Source organism: Serratia sp. NPDC078593 (assembly GCF_050268245.1).
In the GTDB taxonomy this organism is placed as follows: Bacteria; Pseudomonadota; Gammaproteobacteria; order Enterobacterales; family Enterobacteriaceae; genus JBNNGK01.
In genome coordinates this window covers 145,055-168,317 of the sequence record NZ_JBNNGK010000001.1, presented here as the reverse complement: position 1 = coordinate 168,317, position 23,263 = coordinate 145,055, and the positions used below count along the sequence as shown (strand labels likewise).

Annotated in this window: 14 protein-coding genes and 1 pseudogene; 11 read left to right on the top strand and 4 right to left on the bottom strand. The window is 50.3% G+C overall.

All coding sequences use genetic code 11. The features are described 5' to 3' along the window. Positions 1 to 20: 20 nt before the first annotated feature. Both ACQKDS_RS00715 and aegA read right to left on the bottom strand, forming a co-directional pair. On the bottom strand, positions 21 to 539 hold the full coding sequence (locus ACQKDS_RS00715; protein ID WP_399665162.1) for a 4Fe-4S dicluster domain-containing protein: 519 nt from the start codon (positions 537 to 539) through the stop codon (positions 21 to 23). Then, entirely contained in the window at positions 539 to 2,509 is a 1,971-nt protein-coding gene (aegA, locus tag ACQKDS_RS00710; RefSeq protein ID WP_399664766.1) for a formate-dependent uric acid utilization protein AegA, read from the bottom strand. Before aegA ends, ACQKDS_RS00715 begins: the two co-directional genes overlap by 1 nt. A 404-nt stretch (positions 2,510 to 2,913) precedes the next feature. On the opposite strand from aegA, the gene ACQKDS_RS00705 reads away from it, so the two are divergent. The 3 genes from ACQKDS_RS00705 to ACQKDS_RS00695 all read left to right on the top strand — a co-directional run bounded on the left by ACQKDS_RS00705 (position 2,914) and on the right by ACQKDS_RS00695 (position 7,414). Further along, a complete protein-coding gene (locus tag ACQKDS_RS00705; protein ID WP_399664769.1) occupies positions 2,914 to 6,135 on the top strand; it encodes a molybdopterin cofactor-binding domain-containing protein in 3,222 nt (1,073 codons plus the stop codon). Next, entirely contained in the window at positions 6,136 to 6,597 is a 462-nt protein-coding gene (locus tag ACQKDS_RS00700) for a (2Fe-2S)-binding protein (protein ID WP_399664771.1), read from the top strand. 232 nt (positions 6,598 to 6,829) lie between these two features. After that, positions 6,830 to 7,414: an NTP transferase domain-containing protein gene (locus ACQKDS_RS00695; RefSeq protein ID WP_399664774.1), complete on the top strand. Its 585-nt coding sequence runs from the start codon at positions 6,830 to 6,832 to the stop codon at positions 7,412 to 7,414. On the opposite strand, the gene ACQKDS_RS00690 is transcribed toward ACQKDS_RS00695, so the two are convergent. Next, the gene (locus tag ACQKDS_RS00690) at positions 7,411 to 9,189 is read right to left on the bottom strand and encodes a sigma 54-interacting transcriptional regulator (RefSeq protein WP_399664777.1); all 1,779 of its coding nucleotides are present in this window, start codon (positions 9,187 to 9,189) and stop codon (positions 7,411 to 7,413) included. The two genes, ACQKDS_RS00695 and ACQKDS_RS00690, sit on opposite strands and share 4 nt — an antisense overlap. Before the next feature lie 442 nt (positions 9,190 to 9,631). Here ACQKDS_RS00690 and ygeW point away from each other — a divergent pair, with 442 nt between their 5' ends. The 5 genes from ygeW (at position 9,632) to arcC (ending at position 15,951) form a co-directional block, all read left to right on the top strand. Next, entirely contained in the window at positions 9,632 to 10,819 is a 1,188-nt protein-coding gene (gene ygeW / locus ACQKDS_RS00685; protein WP_399664780.1) for a knotted carbamoyltransferase YgeW, read from the top strand. A 94-nt stretch (positions 10,820 to 10,913) separates the two neighbouring features. Next, the gene (gene dpaL, locus ACQKDS_RS00680; RefSeq protein ID WP_399664783.1) at positions 10,914 to 12,113 is read left to right on the top strand and encodes a diaminopropionate ammonia-lyase; all 1,200 of its coding nucleotides are present in this window, start codon (positions 10,914 to 10,916) and stop codon (positions 12,111 to 12,113) included. A gap of 44 nt (positions 12,114 to 12,157) precedes the next feature. Continuing rightward, entirely contained in the window at positions 12,158 to 13,375 is a 1,218-nt protein-coding gene (locus ACQKDS_RS00675) for a YgeY family selenium metabolism-linked hydrolase (protein WP_399664786.1), read from the top strand. A 246-nt stretch (positions 13,376 to 13,621) separates the two neighbouring features. Further along, positions 13,622 to 15,013 carry a dihydropyrimidinase gene (gene hydA / locus ACQKDS_RS00670; protein WP_399665164.1) on the top strand — a complete coding sequence of 464 codons (1,392 nt, stop codon included), beginning with the start codon at positions 13,622 to 13,624 and terminating at the stop codon, positions 15,011 to 15,013. 2 nt (positions 15,014 to 15,015) lie between these two features. Beyond that, on the top strand, positions 15,016 to 15,951 hold the full coding sequence (gene arcC, locus ACQKDS_RS00665; protein ID WP_399664789.1) for a carbamate kinase: 936 nt from the start codon (positions 15,016 to 15,018) through the stop codon (positions 15,949 to 15,951). 107 nt (positions 15,952 to 16,058) lie between these two features. Here the strand turns inward: arcC and ACQKDS_RS00660 are convergent. Then, positions 16,059 to 16,835: pseudogene (locus tag ACQKDS_RS00660) on the bottom strand (XdhC family protein); the annotation flags it as partial. A gap of 419 nt (positions 16,836 to 17,254) precedes the next feature. On the opposite strand from ACQKDS_RS00660, the gene ygfK reads away from it, so the two are divergent. From ygfK to ACQKDS_RS00645, 3 genes are all read left to right on the top strand, one after another. Further along, positions 17,255 to 20,362, top strand: a complete 3,108-nt coding sequence (ygfK, locus tag ACQKDS_RS00655) for a putative selenate reductase subunit YgfK (RefSeq protein WP_399664792.1) — start codon at positions 17,255 to 17,257, stop codon at positions 20,360 to 20,362. 3 nt (positions 20,363 to 20,365) lie between these two features. Beyond that, positions 20,366 to 21,688, top strand: a complete 1,323-nt coding sequence (gene ssnA, locus ACQKDS_RS00650) for a putative aminohydrolase SsnA (RefSeq protein WP_399664795.1) — start codon at positions 20,366 to 20,368, stop codon at positions 21,686 to 21,688. Between the two features lie 138 nt (positions 21,689 to 21,826). After that, positions 21,827 to 23,221 carry a nucleobase:cation symporter-2 family protein gene (locus ACQKDS_RS00645; protein ID WP_399665167.1) on the top strand — a complete coding sequence of 465 codons (1,395 nt, stop codon included), beginning with the start codon at positions 21,827 to 21,829 and terminating at the stop codon, positions 23,219 to 23,221. Positions 23,222 to 23,263 lie beyond the last annotated feature (42 nt).

Sequence of the window (23,263 nt, the reverse complement as noted above, 5' to 3'; positions counted from 1 at the left end):
CAGAATTCTCCTTTTAGCACCTAGAGGCCGTGAATACCGGCGTCGTTGCTGGCGGTTCTGTGTTGTTTATCGGCAACTGCACGTTGTAAATCGCGAGCTTTAACCAACGTTAACGCCTGAGTCGGGCAGACACGAATACAGGCAGGACCCGCACTTTGCCCATGGCATAGATCACACTTATGCGCCTCACTGTCGATACGCGTCTGCGATAATTCATTATCCGCCGCTAACACCACGTCAATGGCACCAAAAGGGCAGGCGACAACACAGCTTTTACAGCCAATACAACGGGATTGAATCACTTCCCAATAGCCGTCGCTGCGTACGATCGCGTCATGTGGACATACGCTGGCGCAAGGGGCATTTTCACACTGTCGGCACACGACGGGCACGCTAACGCTGAATGTTCTGACGACCTGCAGCCGGGGCGAAAAGGTGTGTGATTGTAGTTCACCGTTGCTGTGCGCCAACGCACAGGCGATTTCGCAGGTGCGGCAACCAATGCATTTTTCCGCTTCGGCGAAGATAAATTGGTTCATCATGCTTGCCCCTCCCATTGGGCTGCGTGCGTGGCTGACGCGTTGGTCTCCAGTACGTTGATAATGCTCAATGCCGCCTGGCGGCCATCGGCAATGGCGGTAACCACCAGATCGGCTCCGCGTACCGCATCGCCGCCGGCAAAGATGCGAGGATGGCTGGTTTGATACGGGTATTTCCCTTGGTTTGGTGCAACAATTAGCCCCCAATCATCCTGCCTGACACGTTGCGGTGCCAACCAAGGCATGGGATGAGGGCGAAAGCCAAACGCCATAATGATGGCATCGGCCTCCAGTAAGAATTCGGAACCGGCTACCGGTTGTGGCCGACGGCGGCCGTTTGCATCAGCTTCACCCATTTCCGTACGCACCAGCCGTATACCGGCGACGGCACCTTGAGGCGTTAACTCAATACTGAGCGGTTGCACGTTGAACATGAACTCGACGCCTTCTTCACGTGCGTTTTTTACTTCCTTCTTCGAGCCTGGCATGTTTTTCTCATCGCGACGGTAGGCACAGATGACCTTACTGGCTCCGTGGCGAACCGAGGTGCGTAAGCAGTCCATCGCGGTATCGCCGCCGCCGAGCACCACAACGCGTTTACCGGCCATATCGACAAAAGGTTCTTCTGCTAACGGTGGTAGACCCATTAAATGTTTGGTGTTAGCGATCAGAAAAGGTAATGCGTCATAGACGCCGGGAACATCTTCGTTGTCCAGACCCGCCTTCATGGATTGATACGTCCCCACGCCGAGGAACACCGCGTCGAAATCTGCCAACAGTTCGCCCAGCGATAGGTGTTTACCAATCTCAACGTTGAGGCGGAACTCAATACCCATTGCGGCGAAAATTTCACGCCGGCGGATCAGTACGGTTTTTTCCAGCTTGAAGGCGGGGATGCCGAAAGTCAGCAGCCCGCCGATTTCAGGATGACGATCGAACACCACGGCTTTTACGCCGTGGCGCGCCAACACGTCGGCACAGCCCAATCCGGCGGGGCCTGCGCCGACGACCGCGACGCGATACGGGCGGGGCGTCACTTGGCTGAGATCGGGTTGCCAGCCCATTTCTAGCGCGGTATCTGTAATGTAGCGCTCAATATTGCCCACGGTCACGGCGCCATGCTCATCTAACGTACAGGCCCCTTCGCAGAGTCTATCCTGAGGGCAAACACGGCCGCAGACTTCTGGCAAACTGCTGGTGCGATGAGAAAGCTCAACCGCTTCCATAATTCGCCCTTCGCGCGCTAACTTCAACAGTTGCGGAATGTCGTTGTGCAGCGGGCAAGTCCATTCGCAGAAGGCGTGTTTACTACAGGTAAGACAGCGTTGCCCTTGTTGAGTGACGCAGTCAGGAGTGAAGCGGCGATAAATTTCGTGAAAACCGGTTTTGCGTTGTTCGATAGGTATCTTGATGGCGTCGCTACGGGGTTGTTGCAATGCCGAGGCCAAGAGCGGCGGCAATACAGGCGAGGCTGTTTCCGTAGGCTGACGACCACCGGCACAGCGCTGTTGTTTGTTGTGACGAGTGCGATGGAGGGCGGCATCGTTGATTAGATGTAATGCCTGCGTCGGACAGGCGTTAACGCAAGCTTGTCCCTCTTCATCATTACTGGCGCACAGATCGCATTTGTGGGCGACGGCACCGTGGTCTTGGGGCACCATGCCGATAGCGCCGAATGGACAGGCAACGACACAGTTTTTGCAACCGATGCAATGCGTTTCGTTTAACTCGATGCGGTTGTCTGCACGCGTTAGGGCGGTGGTTGGGCACACACGAACGCAGGGCGCATCGTCGCAGTGGCGGCAGAGGATTGCGCTGCGCAATGTCGCGGTTTTTACTACCGTAATGCACGGGACAAATGCTTCCCGCCGCTGTGGATATTGGCCGTGGTGATGAGCCATCACGCAGGCGACCTCGCAGGCGCGGCAGCCGATACAGGATTTAGCGTCGGCGATGACAAACTGATTCATATCTTCATCCCTGCAGACAAATGACGGGTGTGGGCAGGGCTATGCAAACTGCATGCTAGGTGTCTGATTTCGCTTGGCGACGTGTCATCGTTGCGGTGCATGTCACATTTTTCCGCTATCTCGGAAAGGGGCTGCGTCATTTCTGAACGCCCCCCTGTCAGAAATTTTCTCAATCTGAAAATCCGGATTATCAAGCTGATAATTTGGTTCTCTTTTTTTACGCTGCCCACACGCTCTACAGGGATAAAACCTGCTGGTTTTTCGCGAGCGATCACAAAGTTGAACTTAACCCGCCGGTAAATCCGTTGCTGGCATAACCATTGCTTCTTTGTGGGTAATGTTCATCTGAACTTTATCTCAACCCTGGAAGCACACCTTCTGCTATCCCGTTTACGGAGAACAACATGGAAACAAACACTGTGGGGACGTCGGTGCCACGCGTCGATGGTCATGCCAAGGTGACTGGGTCAGCATTGTACGGTGACGATATCAAAGTGAAGAACATGCTGTACGGCGTTTGTCGCTATGCGGATATTCCCGCCGGTAAAATTCTGCGGCTGGATCTCAGCCGAGCTGAGCAGGTGCCCGGTGTGGTTAAGATCGCGACCTACAAAGACATTCCTGGCACACCGAAAATTGGTATCGTGGTTCAAGATTATTTGCCGATCGTGAATGATGAAGTGTTCTTTCATGGTGACGTTGTCGCCGTGATCGCCGCAACCAGCTATGAGGCGGCCTGCCAGGCTGCGGAATGCATTGATATTGAATACCAACCCTATGTCCCTATCACCGATATAAATGAAGCGATCAAGCCGGGCGCGCGGCTGGTTCATCGTGATACCGACAGCAATATCGCCGTTAAGCACCATACGGTGAAAGGGGATATTGAAGCCGGGTTTGCCGCCTCTAGCCACGTCATTGAGCGCGAATATGAGGTTGGTTATCAGGAACATGCCTACATTGAACCGGAATCTATCATTGTCTATCCCGACCCAAACGAACCGGGGTTAACGATCACCGGCTCGGTACAGAATGCGCATCGGGTGCGTAGTTTTGTCTCAACCTTTCTTGCGCTACCGCAGTCGCGGGTTAATGTAAAACGTGCGGTATTAGGTGGCTCTTTCGGCGGTAAGGATGACGTGATAGACCACTTAGCCTGCCGTGCAGGGTTGCTGGCGCTGATGACCGGCAAACCGATCAAGTTTACCTATAACCGTGAACAATCAATCCGCGAAAGCTGCAAGCGCCATCCGTATCGTATGCACTACAAGATTGGTCTGGATGACAACGCAAAAATACAGGCGATCAAGATTGATATCCTGGCAGATAGCGGCGGATATACCGCCTCTTCACCGTTTGTCACTTGGCGCAGTGTGGTGCAGGCGGCGGGGCCGTATAACATCGCTAACGTACGTATTGATATTGCGGCAGTGGCCACCAATAACAGCTATACCTCGGCTTTCCGCGGGTTCGGTGCGCCACAGGTGATTTTCGCCAATGAATCCCTGATGGATGAGGTCGCCCGTTATTTCAACCTTTCCCCGGTCGAGGTTCGCCGCCGCAATATTTTGCGGCAGGGGGATATCAGCATGGCCGGTCAGACGCTGAGCGATCACGTTGTTTCTGCTGAAGAGGTGCTGCTGAAGGCGACGGCTAAAGCGGAGTTCGAGGCAAAATGCCAACACTATCAGCAATTGAACGCGGCTGGTGGGGCGATTCGTTACGGTATTGGGCTGGCGGTAAGCCATCGCGGCTGTTCGCTAGGCGCTGAGGGGATGGATGCCTCTTCAGCATTGGTACAGGTTAACGGTGACGGCAGCATTAATATTTCTACCTCCGTATCAGAAAACGGCCAAGGCTTGCAGACCAGTATGTCGCTGATTGCTGCTGAGGCGTTTGGTGTGCCGCTGGAGTGGATCACCTTTAACGAACCGCCGTCATCGATGATTGCCGATGGCGGTTCCACCGTCTCATCGCGCGGTACGCTGATGGGGGGGCAGGCGATTCTCAATGCCGCAGGGAAAATCAAAAAACGCATGGTGGAAGCGTTGGCCGAGCGGTTGCATACCGATCAACTCGAAGAGACGAGCTGGCAAAATGGCTTCATCAGTAACCGGCTTCAACCGCAATTTAGTGTCAGTATGCAAGAGGCGGTGACGCTGACGCACAATGCAGGCGGTAACTTGTCGGATTACGGTTGGCACGTGGCACCACCGATTCACTGGGATGAAGAAAAAGGCTGTGGTAGCCCCTATTTCACTTGGGTGTATGGCTGTCAAGTGGTCGATCTCCAAGTGGACACCAACACGGGCAAAATCACCGTGAATAACGTCACTGCGGCGCATGATGTCGGCAAAGTAATCAACAAAGTCGGTTTTGAGGGGCAGGTGTACGGCGGTGTACTGCAAGGGCTGGGTTATGCGTTGCTGGAAGACTTCAATATCGAAAATGGTAGGGTGAAATCGGAGAATTTCGACACCTACCTGCTCCCGACCATTAAAGATATGCCGCATGTAGATGTAATCGCGGTAGAAAATAACGATATTCATGGCCCGTATGGTGCCAAAGTGATTGGTGAGCCCGTCTTGGAGCTGGCGGCCGCGGCGGCTAACAACGCATTGAATTTTGCGATGGGCAATGCCAATCACCGGATTCCGTTAACGCTAGAACAGGTGTATTTGGGTTACAACTTGAAAAAACCCGTACGTCAAAGTGAAGCGCTAGTGGCTGAAAGCGATAAAAAGCAGGTTCTGCGCCTCAATACGTTGAGTGTCGATTCACCCGCGACATTGCAGCAAGCGCTAGAGTTACTGGCCAAGCCAGACAGTATGGCAATTGCTGGTGGCACCGACGTTTTGGTACAGGCGCGAATGAAAACGACGCCGCAACGGCTAGTGAATATCGCTAATCTCGACGAACTGAAACGCATTGAACAACAGGGCGGAGAGTTGCATATAGGCGCTGGTGTTTGCTTTAGCGATATTATTGCAGATCAACGCGTAAAAAAATCCTATCCATTACTGGTAACCGCTTGTAAAACAATTGGCTCGCTTCAACTGCGTAACCGCGCGACGTTAGGAGGGAACATCGTTAATGCGGCACCGTGCGCGGACTCGGTGCCACCGCTGGTTATTCACGATGCGCAGGTAGAGTTACACAGCCTACAGGGTAAACGACGCATGCCGCTCAGCGAATTTATCGTTGCTGGCTATAAAACTCAGTTGGCCGCTGATGAGTTAGTGGTGAAGGTAGTCCTGCCCGCCGTAGATAATCGTCCGATGCAGCATCATTATGCACAACTCGGTCGCCGTAATGCGCTGAATATTACGCGCCAAAGCCTGAGCTGTAGAGCCGCGTTAACCGCTGATGGCCGCGTGGATTTCTGTCGTCTGGTGGATGGGGCTTTGTTTAGTAAGCCGCAGCGTTTGTTGGCAATAGAAGATTGCCTGTTAGGGCAACGCCTGACTGACGAAACTATCGGCAAGGCGGCGGATATCTTGGCTGAACAAATGCAGCAGGCGATCGGTAATCGCTGGTCGGCGGCTTACAAAATGCCGGTATTCCTCAATATGTTCCGCCAAATGATGAATGATGTGCGTAACACACACGCCGAGGGAGTGAAGTAAATGGCGACTATCACAATGAAAGTTAATGGCATTACAGTAAGTGCAGACGTTGATGGCAACCTGCGCCTGTTGGATTTCCTGCGGGATAATTTGGAACTGACGGGCACTAAAGAAGGGTGTTCTGTCGGGGAGTGTGGTGCGTGTACCGTCATTATGAATGGCAAATCGGTGTGTTCGTGCTTATTGCTAACGGCCCAATGCCATGGTGCAGAAATCACCACTATCGAAGCGCTGCAGCATGATCCGGTTGGTAAGAAATTGCAAAACGCATTCGTTGCGCATGGCGGTGTGCAGTGCGGTTTTTGTACGCCGGGGGTGTTACTCAGTACCAAGGCGTTATTGGATAGTAATCCGCAACCAAAAGATGAGGATATTCATGAAGCGCTTGAGGGCAACCTGTGTCGCTGCACCGGTTACCAGCCGATTATCAAATCGATAAAAGCCGTTCTGAAAGCACGGTAAGAAACGTTATGTACAAATAATTGGCGCGACACCAGGGAATAAGGACGTCACTAATGGGGCCAACTGATTTGCGTTGGCCCATTAGCCGACCAGAAAGTGCAAGATTCTAACGGATGGCTCAGATGAGGTGATTCGATGGGATAGCGCCCCCAAGGTTTATTTAGCCTCAAGTATAACGAGTATTAACCCCCAGCTATTGCCACTGGGGGACTCTAAGGGCAAGGAGGTAGCCATGCGACAAATTGAATGTGTGATGCTGGCGGCAGGTATGTCGACCCGTATGGGAAAGTGGAAAATGATGCTGCCTTACGCAGACAGCACCATCCTCGATAACGCCATCGCAAACGCGCTTGGGTTTTGCCATCGAGTGATTTTAGTCGGTGGGTTTCGCGGTGACGAATTGGCCGATCGTTATTGCCAACAGAGCCAAGTGCAAGTGGTTCAGAATGCCGATTATCGGTCTGGGATGTTTTCTTCAATTCAGACCGGTGTGCAGTACGTACGCGGTAAGCATTTCTTTCTGGCTTTGGGGGATATGCCCTGTGTCAGTGATTGGGTTTATGCCGCGCTTTGGCAAGAAAAGGGGGAGTTCACGTTGATTCCACGTTGCTATCAGGGCAAAGGGCATCCAGTATTATTGCCAGCATCAATCATACCTCGAATTATCACTGCGGCGCCCGAAATAACCATGAAGCAGGTGATTGGACAGCAGGATTATCGCTTTTTAGATGTGGGGAATCAGGCAATTCATCTGGATATTGATACCCCACAGCAATACCAACAATTACGCTGTCCTACGACCGCGTTGGCAGGTTAGTTATTTAGCGCGTATTTCTTTATTTTGCGATAAAGGGTGGCAACGCCGATGCCTAACTCTTCTGCTGCAAGCTTTTTGTTTGGTTGGCGTAGCAAGGCTTCTTCGATGAGCTGTTTTTCCATAATCTCCAAACTGGCGCTCGTGCTGCTATCACTGGCGCTCTCTTCGAGCAAGTCGGCAGATGTCGCTATTGAGACGATGTTCTGAGAGCTGGCTATCAGGTTGGGGGGCAGTAAATCGCGATAAATCACTTCCCCGCTGGGTACGATATTAATCAGGTATTCCATCAGGTTACTGAGTTCGCGTACGTTACCAGGCCAGCGATAAGATTTTAATAGGTTCAACACGTCTGGTGCCATACCGGGATAAACACAACCCATGCGGCGTGTATGTAGGTTAAGAAAGAAATTAATTAGCAACTCAATGTCTCCTTGACGTTCACGCAGCGGTGCCAGATTGATTGGAATCACATTAAGGCGATAATAAAGGTCCTCGCGAAATTTCCCTTCAGAGATATACTGCTCAATATTCTGATTTGTAGCGGAAATAATGCGAATATCGACAGGGATAGGTTTACTTGCGCCGATTGGTAGTACTTCCCGCGATTCAATCGCGCGCAGCAGTTTTGCCTGCAGCATAATTGGCATATCGCCAATTTCATCTAAAAACAGCGTGCCGCTGTTGGCTGATTGTATCAAACCGACTTTGCCATTATTGGAAGCACCGGTGAACGCCCCTTTGACGTAACCGAACAACTCACTCTCTAATAGTTGTTCGGGAATGGCGGCACAGTTAATAGCAATAAAGGGTTTGTCGTTACGTAGACTTAAGCGGTGGATAGCGCGGGCAACAACTTCTTTTCCTGTGCCGCTTTCACCGACGATTAAGACGCTGGAGCCACCGGGTGCGATACGCGTAATAAGCTGTTTCAATTGGCGCATCGGTTTAGACTTACCGATTAACTGATCAATATCCGGCTCGCCTGAAATAAACCCATCATCCAGTGCCATATGTGATTGATGAAACGCCATTAAAAACAACCTGTGCCCTTGGATATTGTGCAATTGGCCGGTAATCAGCATCTGTCTATGATTAATGTTAATGATGTATTGAACATGGCCACAGTTATAATTTTGTAACTGTGTTAGCGGGTTAATGCTAATCTCAATGTTATTGAGATTTTCTCCCTCTATCTCCAATTGTTTCTGCGCTGAACCGTTACTCAATGTGATGACATTATCTTTGTTGAGAACTAATACTCCCTGATCCATATTTTCTATTAATGAAACTAATACATTATTAAAGTTTTCTTCTGTGGCTGATGATTCAACCAATTTAGCGACAAAAATAGTGGAGATATGACGAATATAGTCGGACAGCATCTGGACATTATTTTTAATTTTATCCTGTTGTGCTTGCGTAAAGGCAACCAGACTGATGACCCCAATGCACTGATTATCGACGACGATGGGTATACCGAGGAAAGCCTGTTCCGTACAGCTTTCACGGCAGTTACATCGCTCGCAAAGTGGATCCTGATGTGACTGAATTACGACCTTTTCTTTTTTGCTTTCTATCACATAGCGCAACAGATGGGTATTGGCATTGGGGCTATGCCCCAGAGTGTGGCTATATGGCCCTGTACCGGAGACCCGCGTTAATGCGGCATCAACAATTTCGACCTCAAGTTGTAATACGCTGGCCAGCATCTTGGTAAATTTTAAAATGGTGGGTTGGATTTGCATCAAAAGTGACTGGGGTTTGACAATGTTCATACTGGCAACCTTCCACAGCAGAATGGGATATCAGGAGAGTATTCCTAAACGGGAATAAATAGATGTTGAGATAACGGAAATATTTAATTTTATTGATAGCATTTCGGCATGGACGACTGTAAATATCATGCGAATTTCTCATTGTGATAATTTTCCGCAAATATTGTATCAATTTGGTTTAGTAATATGGGTATTTAACAAGAAATTAACGTAATCACTTTTTATAAATTTTATAGAGAAAGCTATTTAATCATGACTTGCTAAATTTATGACGAGATTCATCTTCTCTATTCGATAAATTTGCGGTGCTGGTCGCATAAATTCATCTTTTTTTCTCCAGAGCACGATAAGCAGCTACTTATGGCATAAATATTGAATCCTCAATAAGTATCAGCCGGTAAAAAATGCCGGAAGAAATAACACTTCTTGAGGATTGGGAAAAATGAATACGGTAAATGAGCTGATTAAGCGAATCAATGGATTGAAATCTGAATTGCACAGTAAAGACTTCTTACTCACGTGGGAACAAAGCACGCAGGAGTTGGAGCAGGTGTTGTCCATTGCAGAGGCGTTGAAAACGCTACGGGCAGAAAACATAGCGACCAAGGTGTTCAACAGTGGGTTAGGCATTTCCGTTTTCCGTGATAACTCAACGCGTACTCGTTTTTCATATGCATCGGCTCTTAATTTGCTCGGATTAGCGCAACAGGATTTGGATGAGGGCAAGTCGCAGATCGCACATGGTGAAACCGTGCGTGAAACCGCCAATATGATCTCATTCTGTGCTGATGCTATCGGTATTCGTGACGATATGTTCCTCGGCGCAGGTAATGCTTATATGCGTGAAGTCGGTGCCGCGCTGGATGATGGCGTGCAGCAGGGGGTGTTACCCCATCGGCCAGCGTTGATCAATTTGCAGTGTGATATCGATCACCCAACACAGGCGATGGCTGATTTGGCATGGCTACAGGAGCACTTTGGCAGTCTGGAAAACCTCAAAGGTAAAAAGATCGCCATGACGTGGGCCTATTCTCCAAGCTACGGCAAGCCACTTTCGGTGCCGCAGGGCATTATCGGCCTGATGACACGTTTCGGCATGGACGTCACGCTGGCACACCCGCAAGGTTACGACTTGATCCCGGACGTCGTGGAGGTGGCGCGGCGTAATGCGGAGGCATCCGGCGGCAGTTTCCGGCAGGTTGATTCAATGGCTGCAGCATTTAAAGACGCCGATATCGTTTATCCGAAATCGTGGGCACCGTATCAAGTCATGGAGCAGCGCACCGAGCTGCTGCGCCAAAATGACCATGACGGTTTACGCTCGCTGGAGCAACATTGCCTGGCGCAAAACGCTAAACATAAGGATTGGCACTGTACTGAAGAGATGATGGCTCTCACCAAAGGCGGTGAGGCGCTGTATATGCACTGCTTGCCAGCAGATATTTCAGGCGTGTCCTGTCAGGAAGGTGAGGTTACTGAAACGGTATTCGAGAAATACCGCATTGCCACTTATAAGGAAGCGAGTTGGAAGCCCTACATCATCGCCGCGATGATTCTGGCGCGTAAATATGCTCAACCCGGTGCAATTTTGGCGCAGTTGCTAAAAGAAGGACAGAAACGCGTCAAATAGTTTACATGGCAGGTGATCGCGGATCGACTAGAACCGCTCGTTCCTTTCTGGTGACCGCCATCAATCGGTCACCTTTCCTCCCTGTGAGGTCGATATGTCTGAATACGCATTAAAAATGGATATTGCTGAGAATCGCTTTTTTACCGGCGAAGGCTCAACTGTGTTTTCGTGCGCGGAAGCTAAAAAAGCCCGCGCGTTTCATTGTCAGTTAACAGGATACCAACCGACGCCATTGTGTGAGTTAGATGCCTTAGCGAACCAATTTGGCGTACGCAAAATTTTGGTCAAAGATGAGTCCAAACGCTTTGGGCTCAACGCTTTCAAAATGCTAGGTGGCGCTTACGCCATTGCACGTCTGCTGTGCCAACAATATCAATTAGATCTTTCCTCCAGTTCATTCACCACGTTGAAGAAGGCCATTAAACAGCCCATGACGTTTGCCACCACCACGGATGGTAACCATGGGCGGGGCGTGGCATGGGCAGCCCAACAACTTGGGCAAAATGCCGTTGTATACATGCCGAAAGGGTCGGCTTGCGAGCGCGTTGAGCATATACGTGCTTTGGGCGCGGAATGCATCGTGACGGAGATGAATTATGACGACACCGTGCGTTTAACGATGAAAAACGCCACTGAGAATGGCTGGGTTATCGTGCAAGACACCGCGTGGGAGGGGTACACCCAAATACCTACGTGGATCATGCAGGGTTATTCAACGCTGGCGGATGAGGTTGTCGAGCAAATTCAACAGGCAGATTTGCCGGCACCCACGCATGTGCTACTGCAATGTGGCGTAGGGGCGATGGCGGCAGGTGTGTTGGGCTATCTAGTGGATTGTTATGGCGCTCAGCAGCTGCACTCTATTTTAGTCGAACCTGATCTAGCCGATTGTTTGTACCGTTCGGGCGTAAAAGGGGAAATGGTCAACGTCGGCGGCAGTATGGCGACCATCATGGCAGGCCTGGCCTGTGGTGAACCTAACCCGTTGGGATGGCCGCTGCTGCGTCATTGCGTGCATCAATTTATCTCTTGCGAGGATGCCGTTTCCGCGCTGGGCATGCGGGTGTTGGGTAATCCGCTCGGCGACGATCCTCGCATCATTTCCGGCGAGTCCGGGGCGGTGGGGCTGGGGGTGCTGGCCGCAGTGCATTATCACCCAAGGCGGCAACAGCTGCGTCAGCAACTGAAACTTGATAGCGATTCCGTGGTGTTGTTGCTCAGCACCGAAGGGGATACCGACGTTGCACACTATCGTGATGTGGTGTGGGGCGGTAAATACCCAGCGGCACAGTGAGCGCTAAGTTTTTAGGAAATTAAACCCGTTACAGGAGAGTAAAAATGGCCAAGCATGTGCCTTTTGCAATGATTTTAGAGAAAGCTCAGCAGTATAAAGCTGATATGACCGCGTTTTTACGCGACATGATTGCGATTCCAAGCGAAAGCTGTGATGAGAAGCGCGTGGTTCTGCGGATAAAAGAAGAAATGCTCAAAGTGGGTTTTGATAAAGTGGAAATCGATCCCATGGGCAATATCTTAGGCTATATCGGTCATGGCCCGCATCTGATCGGCATGGATGCACATATTGATACGGTTGGCGTTGGCAACCTTAAAAACTGGAATTTTGATCCTTACCAAGGCATGGAAGATGACGACATTATTGGTGGACGTGGTGCGTCGGATCAGGAAGGCGGCATGGCGTCGATGGTCTATGCCGGTAAGATCATCAAAGATTTGGGGTTGGAAGATCAGTATACGCTGCTGGTGACAGGCACGGTGCAGGAAGAAGATTGTGACGGCCTGTGTTGGCAGTACATCATTGAACAATCCAACATCAGGCCAGAATTTGTTGTCAGTACCGAACCTACAGACTGTCAGATCTATCGTGGACACCGTGGCCGCATGGAGATTCGTATCGATGTCCAAGGCGTAAGCTGCCATGGCTCTGCACCCGAGCGTGGTGATAACGCCATCTTCAAAATGGGGCCTATTTTGGGTGAGCTTCAACAACTCGCTACCCGTCTTGGTAATGATGAGTTTCTGGGGAAAGGGACGTTAACGGTATCGGAGATTTTCTTTACCTCACCGAGTCGCTGCGCGGTAGCGGACAGCTGTGCGGTATCAATCGACCGTCGTCTGACATGGGGGGAAACTTGGGAAGGGGCGCTGGAAGAGATTCGCGCGTTGCCTGCGGTGCAAGCAGCCAAGGCTGAGGTGTCGATGTATAGCTACGATCGGCCTGCTTATACCGGGTTGGTTTACCCCACCGAATGTTATTTCCCCACCTGGAAAGTGGAACAAGATCATATCACCGTGAAAACGTTAAGCCAGGCATATGAAAACCTGTTTAACAAACCGCCGGTCGTTGATAAGTGGACCTTCTCCACCAACGGCGTTTCTATTATGGGGCGTCACGGGATACCGGTCATCGGTTTTGGCCCAGGTAAAGAACCAGAGGCGCATGCGCCGAACGAAAAAACGTGGAAAGAGCACCTCGTTACCTGTGCAGCAATGTATGCCGCTATTCCACTGGTCTATCTGCAACAGTTAGGGCAATAGCTGAATCTACTCTTCATTTCATGGTTGACGCTGCATCGACATAAATTGTGTCTGCCCATCCGAAACGCGTGTTCAAGATGGGCTTATCGGCGTAATGAGCCTTTGGTTTCCATTGGGGAACCGGGTCGTTCCAATTTATCGATGATCGGCTGGTCGCTTCTTTACGTTTTGATGTAACGCCAATGACTTGGAGTATCAATTTGGCCTACCGCCGGCGATGCGTCCGGCGGTTTCTAAGGAGCGATGATGGGGCAACTTATTAAAGGTGGCGTGCTGGTGGATGCCCAGGGAGAGTATCGCCAGGATCTGTTGATTGAAAATGGAAAAATAGTTCGGGTTGGTTCGCAGCTATCAGTGGCGGCAGATACGGAAATCATTGAGGCTAAAGGGTTGTATGTGATGCCGGGCGGTGTAGACGTGCATACCCATTTTAATATTGATGTTGGTAAGGCTTGTAGTTGTGATGATTTTTTTACCGGCACGCGCGCCGCCGCATGCGGCGGCACAACGAGCATCATTGATCATATGGGATTTGGACCCGCGGGTTGTTCGTTGCATCACCAGTTGGCGGTTTACCATGGCTATGCCCGTGATATGGCAGCTATTGATTACAGCTTTCACGGGGTGATCCAACATGTTAATCAAGACATCCTGCAAGAAATGCACAGTATGGTGCATGAAGAAGGCATCAGTAGTTTCAAGTTGTATCTGACATATCAATATAAACTGCCGGATGATCAGGTGCTGCTTGCGTTACAACGGCTACAACAGGTCGGCGCGTTGGCGACGGTTCATCCTGAGAATGACGCAGCGATAGCTTTGCGTAAGTCGGAACTGCTGGCCGCGGGTAAGACGGCACCGATATACCATGCCCGTAGCCGACCACTGGAATGTGAGGCTGAAGCGATAGGCCGAATGATCAATTTGGCGCAGTTGGCAGGTAATGTGCCGCTGTATATTGTGCATCTTTCTAATGGGTTGGGGTTGGAATATGTACGTTTAGCCAAACGCGCTGGTCATCCGGTTTGGGTTGAAACATGCCCGCAATATTTGTTGTTGGATGAGCAGCGTTATCTGCAAGAGGATGGTTTGAAATATATTCTCAGCCCACCGCTGCGTGGGCGATCGGAGCTCGATCGGTTATGGGTAGGGATCGCCGACGGTTCCATTGATACCGTGGCTACCGATCATTGCAGCTTTCCCTATAAACAACGCATCGCAATGGGCGCTAATAACTTTTCTCATTGCCCCAATGGCTTACCTGGCGTTGAAAATCGTCTACAGCTGTTATTTTCTGAAGGCGTCATGCGGGGGCGAATTTCTGCTTCGCGTTTTGTTCAACTCACCAGTACTCGTCCTGCACAGTTGTTCGGCCTATGGCCACGTAAAGGTAGCCTATTACCGGGTGCTGATGCTGACCTAGTTCTCTTCGATCCCAATCGGGTTGTCACCATCCAGCATCAATATTTACACGATAATGCCGACTATTCGCCTTATGAGGGAATGGTCTGCCAGGGTGCTCCGGTTATGACACTATCACGCGGTAATGTGGTCGCGCGCGAGGGCAAGTTTACCGGACGGGCAGGGCAGGGGCGCTTTATCGCTCGTCAGCCATTTAATTATCAAGAAAAGGAATGAACATGGCCAAGCAAAGAATTGTTTTAGCGTTAGGTGGTAATGCGTTAGGGGAGGGATTACCTGAACAGATGACCGCAGTGAAAACGACGGCTAAAGCCGTGGCTGAATTGATTGAACAAGGACATGAAGTCGTTGTGACGCACGGTAATGGCCCACAGGTAGGAATGATCAATCAGGCTTTTGAAATTGCAGCAAAAAGTGATGCGCATACGCCAATGTTACCGATGTCGGTATGCGTCGCGTTGAGCCAAGGATATATCGGTTATGATCTACAAAATGCTTTGCGGGAGGAATTGCTGGCGCGTGGTTTACATAAGCCAGTGGCGACGTTGATAACCCAAGTCACCGTTGATGAAGCCGATCCGGCGTTTGCCAACCCGACGAAACCGATAGGTTCATTTTTCAGCGCTGAAGACGCAAAACTGTTGCGGCAGAAAGGCTTCAATCTGATTGAGGATGCCGGCCGTGGCTATCGTCGGGTGGTTGCTTCACCTAAGCCTGTCTCGATTGTGGAAAAAGATACGGTGAAGGCGTTACTGGACGCGGGGCAGGTGGTGATTACCTGTGGTGGTGGCGGGATCCCAGTGATAGAGCACGGCCATCATCTGAAGGGGGCCGGTGCGGTGATTGATAAAGACTGGGCGAGTGCTCGATTGGCGGAACAAATTGATGCCGATCTGCTGATCATTTTAACTGCGGTAGAAAAGGTGGCGATCAACTTTGGTAAACCGCAACAACAATGGCTTGATCGTTTGAACGTGGATGACGTCAGGCGGTTGATAGAACAACATCAGTTTGCAGCAGGTTCAATGTTACCAAAAGTTGAGGCAGCCTTAGCATTTGCCGCCTCCAAACCGGGGCGTAAGTCGCTGATAACATTACTTGATAAGGCTAAAGAGGGGATTGAAGGTAAGACCGGAACCCTTATTGCTTTATAAAGTAAGTAAAGTCCGGACGGGCGCACAGCTTAATTGCGCCCTGATTCTGATGATGGGGATTAAGCAATGGCTGAGATAGCTGAGGGTGTGAATGAATTAACCTGATTCAGTGCGTTGCCTTCGGTATTATTTTTTATCTGTAAAATCTCCGCCAATACGCTAATGGCAATCTCAGCGGGCGTTTCTGCACCAATATCTAACCCAATCGGTGCGTGTAGCCGCCGCCACTGCTCTTCGTCTATGCCGGATTGTTGTAAGTGCCGTAAAAATGTTTGCACCTTCCGCCGGCTGGCTAATAGGCCGAGATATTTTACCGGTATGGTAACCAATGCATCTAACGCCTCCTTATCTTGGCTGTTGGTGGCAATCACCACATAGCTGTTTTCGTTGGGTTGTAACAGTTTAATGGCTTGGTGGTAGCTGTCGGCATGAAGGCGTTCGCAACCGTCAGGGAAGAGGTCAGACCCCAGGTTTGGGGCGTAGACATCCGCTATGCTGATTGAGAAATCTAGCGGTGCGGCGGCATGAGCAATCGCCTGATTAACATGCCCTCCACCGAGTAAAATGAGTCGTGGATGCAAACCGTGTACGCTGATGAATACCGTCATAGCTCCGCCGCAATCAGAACCGATAGCATCGTGGCCTTCACGTGCCATACGGCCATGAAATATTCTGGCTTGTTGTTGCTCAATGGCCTCCAGCGAGGCTGCAATCACCTTCCGCTCTATCATGCCGCCACCAATGGTGCCAATAATACTGCCGTTATTGAGTACTAACATTTGGCCAGAGTGACGCGGGGTAGAGCCGCGACTTTCGATAATTTGTACCATCGCAAACGGATCATTTTGTTTTTCTAACCGTGCCGCAGTGGAAAAGACGTTCATTCCGCTCTCCTCTTTAATTGTATCGGTGTGCTAGTTCAATCATGCAATATTTATGCCTTAGCAGATAACGTTGTAATGCGTTTTAATAGCACTTTTCATGCGAGCGCGCGTGTTATTTCTCATCAATGTTTATCAATGTGAGAATAATTATCTTAATTTGAGATGCTAGAGGAAAAGAGTGCGTTACTCTACTCGTATTTATTGATGGTGATATTTATTAATCATTTTTTTGTTTAAGTAATCATGCTTTGCATGGGTAAATAATCGGAAGTGCTTCACGAAAATAGCGTGACGGACAGCATTATTTATAAGTTGGCCTGAAAGTTGCTCAAGTTTAGTTAGCAACAAGAATAAGCAGGGTTACACGCTTTCTTTTTTAAGGGCGTAACCATAAAACAAGCTACAGCGAGGAGATATTTATGGGAGACATCATGCGTCCCATCCCTTTCGGCGAGCTCTTAACACGGATTTTTGAAGAGTATCAACGCACTAAGTCGATATTTAGTATTCCGGAGCAGCAGTTTTATCGAAAAGGGAATAACAAAAGTATTGTCGTCTTTAATGAAAAGTGTGAAACACCCATTGGTCCGGCAGCGGGGCCACATACCCAATTAGCCCAGAATATCATTACCGCTTGGTTAACCGGTGGGCGATTTATTGAATTAAAAACGGTACAGATACTCGATAGATTGGAGTTAGAAAAACCTTGTATTGATGCCGAAGATGAGTGTTTCAATACCGAATGGTCGACAGAGTTCACGCTAAAAAAAGCCTACGATGAGTATTTAAAAGCGTGGTTTTGTTTGTATTTATTGGAAGAGATTTTCTCCCCGCGCGCGCCAGGCGAGCCTAAGTCATTTATTTTTAATATGAGCGTGGGTTATGATCTTAAAGGCATTCAACAGCCGCCGATGCAAAGTTTTATCGATGATTTAATGGATTCATCTTGCCATCCCAAATTTGCTGAATATTGCGAAGCACTGCGGCAGTGGGTTACTGATGAAAACATTCTACATACTTACCATTTGGAAGCGCGAAAAGCACAGTTGCTTGCATTAGTCGATCGCATTCCGGCCCAATTGGTACATGGGCTGACTTTATCCACTATGCATGGCTGCCCGCCAAATGAAATCGAAGCTATCTGCCGCTATATGCTGGAACAGAAGGGGCTGCATACTTTCGTAAAATTAAACCCTACGTTATTAGGGTTTACGCGGGTGCGAGAGATCCTTGATCGTTGCGGTTTCGACTATGTTGAGCTCAACCCGGAATCGTTTGAGCACGATCTGCAATTGGATCAGGCTAAGGCCATGTTGCAGCGCTTGATGGATCTTGCTGCGCAAAAGCAATTAACCTTCGGCGTCAAGCTCACCAATACTCTCGGTACCGTCAACGGTAAAGGGCGCTTACCCGGTGACGAAATGTACATGTCCGGCCGAGCGTTATTCCCACTGTCGATAAACGTTGCGCTGGTATTATCACAGGCGTTTGCCGGCAGGTTGCCTATCTCCTATTCCGGTGGTGCCAGTCAGGCCAATATCCGGCAAATATTCGAGACGGGTATTCGCCCGATAACGATGGCAACCGACCTGCTCAAACCGGGGGGATATCTGCGGCAAACTCAGTGTGTAAAAGAGTTAGATCAGTCAGATGCCTGGGAAATGCAGCAGATTGATGTCGGTAAACTGGCGGTATTGGCGCAGCAGGCATTGTCTATGCCATACAGCCAGAAGGAATGGAAATCCGCTGATGAAATCGATGCGGGGGGGCCGCTGCCGTTAACGGACTGCTATGTCGCACCCTGCGTTAATGCCTGCGCTATCAAGCAGGATATTCCTGAGTACATTCGCTTGCTTGGCGAGCAGCGCTATGCCGATGCGTTGGCGGTGATCTATCAACGTAATGCCTTACCCGCGATTACCGGTCATATTTGTGATCACCTCTGCCAGTACAACTGTACCCGCTTGGATTATGACAGTGCGCTGAACATTCGAGAGTTGAAGAAAGTGGCATTGGAAAAGGGCTGGGATGAGTATCAGCAACGTTGGCATAAACCTGCCGGCAGCGGTGAAAAACACCCTGTAGCCGTGATTGGTGCAGGGCCTGCTGGCTTGTCTGCGGGCTATTTCTTGGCTCGCGCGGGTCACCCGGTGACGTTGTTTGAACGTGAGAAAAATGCGGGCGGGGTAGTAAAAAATATTATTCCTCAGTTCCGTATTCCCGCCGAGCTCATTCAGCATGATATTGATTTTGTTGCCGATCATGGCGTGAAATTTGAGTATGGCTGCGATCCGGCACTGACGGTAGAACAGTTGCAGGAACAGGGTTTTAAATATGTGTGCGTCGGTATTGGTGCCGATAAAAACAGTGGTATCCGTCTGGCGGGAGATAATCGCAATCTCTACAAGTCTTTCGATTTTCTGCGGCGTTTCAATCAAGGGGATGCATTGTCGTTAGGGCGCGAGGTGGCCGTTATTGGTGCGGGTAATACCGCGATGGATTGTGCCCGAGCCGCGTTACGCGTACCGGGTGTACGTAATGTGACGGTGATTTATCGGCGCAGCCTAAAAGAAATGCCAGCTTACCGTGAAGAGTACCTCGAAGCGGTAGAAGACAATGTGCAATTCCGTTTCCTGACCAATCCAGAACGTTTTGATGCCGACTGCACGCTGACGGTACGCGTCATGACCTTAGGTGAACCTGATGGCAAAGGGCGGCGGCAACCTGTGCCAACCGATGAGCAGGTAACACTGCATATTGACAGCTTGATTACCGCGATTGGTGAACAGCCAGACTGTGGGGTTTTGGCGGCAATAGGCGTGCCGCTGGGGGCTGATGGTTGGCCACAGGTTGACCGCAATACCGGTGAGACTGCACGTGAAAACGTGTTCCTGATTGGTGACGTGCAGAGTGGGCCATCTTCCATTGTGGCCGCCATTGGTGATGCTCGGCGAGCAACGGAAGCTATTTTGCAACGTGAGCGCAAGGCCTCGGGTAACGGTGCAACCTATCGTTCGCAGGTGGTGACTGCCGACATTTATGCACGTAAAGGGGCTATCCATATTGAACCGGTGGACAAACAGCAGCGAACAGCGTTCGTGGTAAGCGAAGCAGAGCGATGCTTGGAGTGCAACTATGTTTGTAGTAAATGCGTAGATGTTTGTCCTAACCGTGCCAATATCTCTATCCCGGTGCCGGGGTTCCACGATCGTAGCCAAACGTTGCATATCGATGCCTACTGTAACGAGTGTGGAAACTGCGCCCAGTTTTGTCCGTGGCAGGGCAAACCCTATAAAGACAAAGTCACCATTTTCAGCCTTCCCCAAGATTTCGAGAACAGCACTAATCCTGGCTTCTTAATACAGGGCAATCGCCTGCGAGTCCGCCAACAAAATACGGTGTATCAACTGATGCTGGATGACCATGGAGGCATCAACTCCGCACCGCAAGAGCTGGAGGATATGTGCCGGATAATTAATCAGGTGATCACTCATCATCATTATCTGTTGGGTGCGGTAGAGGAATAGGCCATGTTGATTTTAAAGAATGCCACGGTGGCGCAGTTGGTGCCGGAGCTGGTGCTTGAGAACCAGGATATTGTTATTGAAGGGGATGTGATCAAAGCGGTGGGGTGTGGATTAGCGGCTTCGTATCCGCAAGCACAACGCCGTGAAATGCACGGTAAGTTGGTGATGCCGGGGCTAGTGTGCGCCCACAACCATTTTTACTCGGGATTATCGCGCGGCATTATTGCGGACATCAAACCGAGCCCAGATTTTATCTCAACGCTTAAAAATCTTTGGTGGCGACTGGATCGCGCCGTGGATGAGGAATCGTTGTATTACAGTGGCTTGATTTGCTCACTTGAGGCGATTCGTAACGGCTGTACTGCCGTTATCGATCACCATGCTTCTCCTCAGTATATCCGCGGTTCGCTAGACACGCTGCGAAGAGCCTTTCTAAAAGTCGGGTTGCGCGGCATGACCTGCTTTGAAACGACCGATCGTAATCAAGGCATACGCGAGTTACAGGCCGGCATTGAAGAAAATATCGCTTTTGCACAAGGTATTAACCGAGAAAAAGGCAAAACACCTTATTTGGTTGAAGCGCATATTGGTGCACATGCGCCGTTTACCGTGCCGGATGAGGGGTTGGCAATGCTAGCGGAAGCATGCAAGGCCACCGGCCGTGGCCTGCATATCCACGCGGCGGAAGACAGTTATGACGTTTCTCATAGCCATCATCACTATAGTCAGGATTTGATCGAAAGGCTGGCGAAATACGGCCTGATCAACGCGAAAACTGTAGTGGCGCATGGGCTTTACCTAAGCGAAAACGACATCAATATTCTTAACCAGCATGACGCTTTCTTGGTGCATAACGCTCGCTCCAACATGAATAACCACGTTGGTTACAACCATCGGTTAGAACGTTACCGCAATGTGGCATTGGGCACCGATGGCATCGGTTGTGATATGTGGGAAGAGCTGCGTTTCGCGTTCTTTAAGCACCGTGATGCCGGTGGGCCACTTTGGCCAGACAGTTTTGCCCGTTTTCTCAGCAATGGTAATCAGTTGTTGGCACGTAACTTTGGCGCACGTTTTGGGCAGGTTGCCGCTGGTTTTAAAGCCGATCTCACTATTTGTGACTATGACGCACCAACGCCAATGGTGGGGGGCAACATTGCAGGTCATATCGCTTTCGGGTTGGGTGCAACCAGCGTACATAGCGTGATGGTCGAAGGGAAGATGGTGTATGAAAATCGCCAGTTCTCTTTCGATGTCGCCCCGCTGTACCGCGAAGCGAGTGAGGTCGCACGCCGGCTGTGGCAGCGGATGGACGCATTACCGTAATCAGTCTCTCGTTTTTTGCAGTGTAACACCGGAAGGGGAGCAGCAATGGGCTGCTCTCGAATGGTAGCCGCCAGATAATATCTGCGCAGAGCCGTACAAGGAGTGAATGTGAAAACTGCACAACTTTCTGAACGGAGCCTGAAATCGGTAACTCCCCCGGGCTCGGATCCGCAGCATCAGCCCCTGGTTCATCCTGTTGACCAAGTGTTACCGCTTGGCAAAATGGTGATTTATGCTTTGCAACACGTGCTGGTGATGTATGCAGGTGCCATCGCTGTCCCCCTGATTATTGGTAAGGCGGTAGGGTTTAATAATCAGCAGATCATTTTGTTAATCAGCACCGACTTGTTCATCTGCGGATGCGGTACTATTTTGCAGTCCATCGGTATTGGCCGTTGGATAGGTAGCCGATTGCCTATTGTACAGGGCTGCACTTTTGCCGCACTGATTCCCATGGGGTTAATTGGGCATCAATATGGTATTGCGGGTATCTCTGGGGCGGTTATTGTCGCTGGGATTTTTACCCTACTGTGCGCACCGCTGATTTGTAAGCTAGTTCGCTTTTTCCCCAAGGTGGTGATGGGCACTATTGTTACACTGATCGGCCTGTCTATTTTGCCGGTGGCTGGCGGTTGGATCGGCGGCGGTGATGTGACGATGCCTGGGTTTGGGAATTATGGTGCGTTGGCAATGGCGATGTTTACCCTGGTCGTCATTATGCTGATCTATATTTTCGGGCGCGGTATGTGGAAAAACATTGCTGTGTTGATCGGTATTGTTGTCGGTACGGTGGTGTACGGTATGGTAAACGATCTGGATCTATCTCAGGTTGCAGCGACCGGTTGGCTGTCATTCCCCTATCCGATGCGTTTCGGCGTGCCTGAGTTTCACTTGGTTCCTGCGGTGCTGATGTCGATGGTCATGATTGTGGTGATGGTTGAAACCATGTCATCGATGATGGCAATGGGGGAAATCTGCGATCGGCCGGCGGATCGCGATACGCTAAAACGCGGGCTGTTTGCCTGTGGTACAGCGACCTTTGTGGGGGGCTTTTTTAATATGTTTCCTTATGCAGCATTTGCCCAGAACGTTGGGCTTGTGGGGCTGACGGGCGTACGCAGCCGCTTTATTGTCGGCGTGGCCGGTTGTATTTTGATCGTGATGGGGCTGTTTCCAAAACTGGCCGCGTTAGTGGTTGCCGTGCCTAAGCCCGTATTGGGCGGTGCAGGTATTGTGATGTTTGGCATGGTGGCTGTTTCCGGTATTCGAACGCTGGGCAAGGTTGATTACAAAAATAATAACAACCCGATGGTGGTGGCGCTGACGTTAGGCATCGGTATGCTGCCGGTGCTAGTACCGCAAATATTTCAGCAAATGCCAACGGCGGCAGGCATGTTCCTGCATAGCGGGATTACTATCGGCACCGCCGTAGCGATAATTGCGAATCTATTGTTAAACGGTGAAAAGGCCAAGAATACTCAGATGAAGATCCCAGGTTGTGAAGAGTGTAACTGGGAGGATGAAAAAGGGTAGGATAAAACAGTAAACGCAGCGGCTATTATCGCTGCGTTTAGC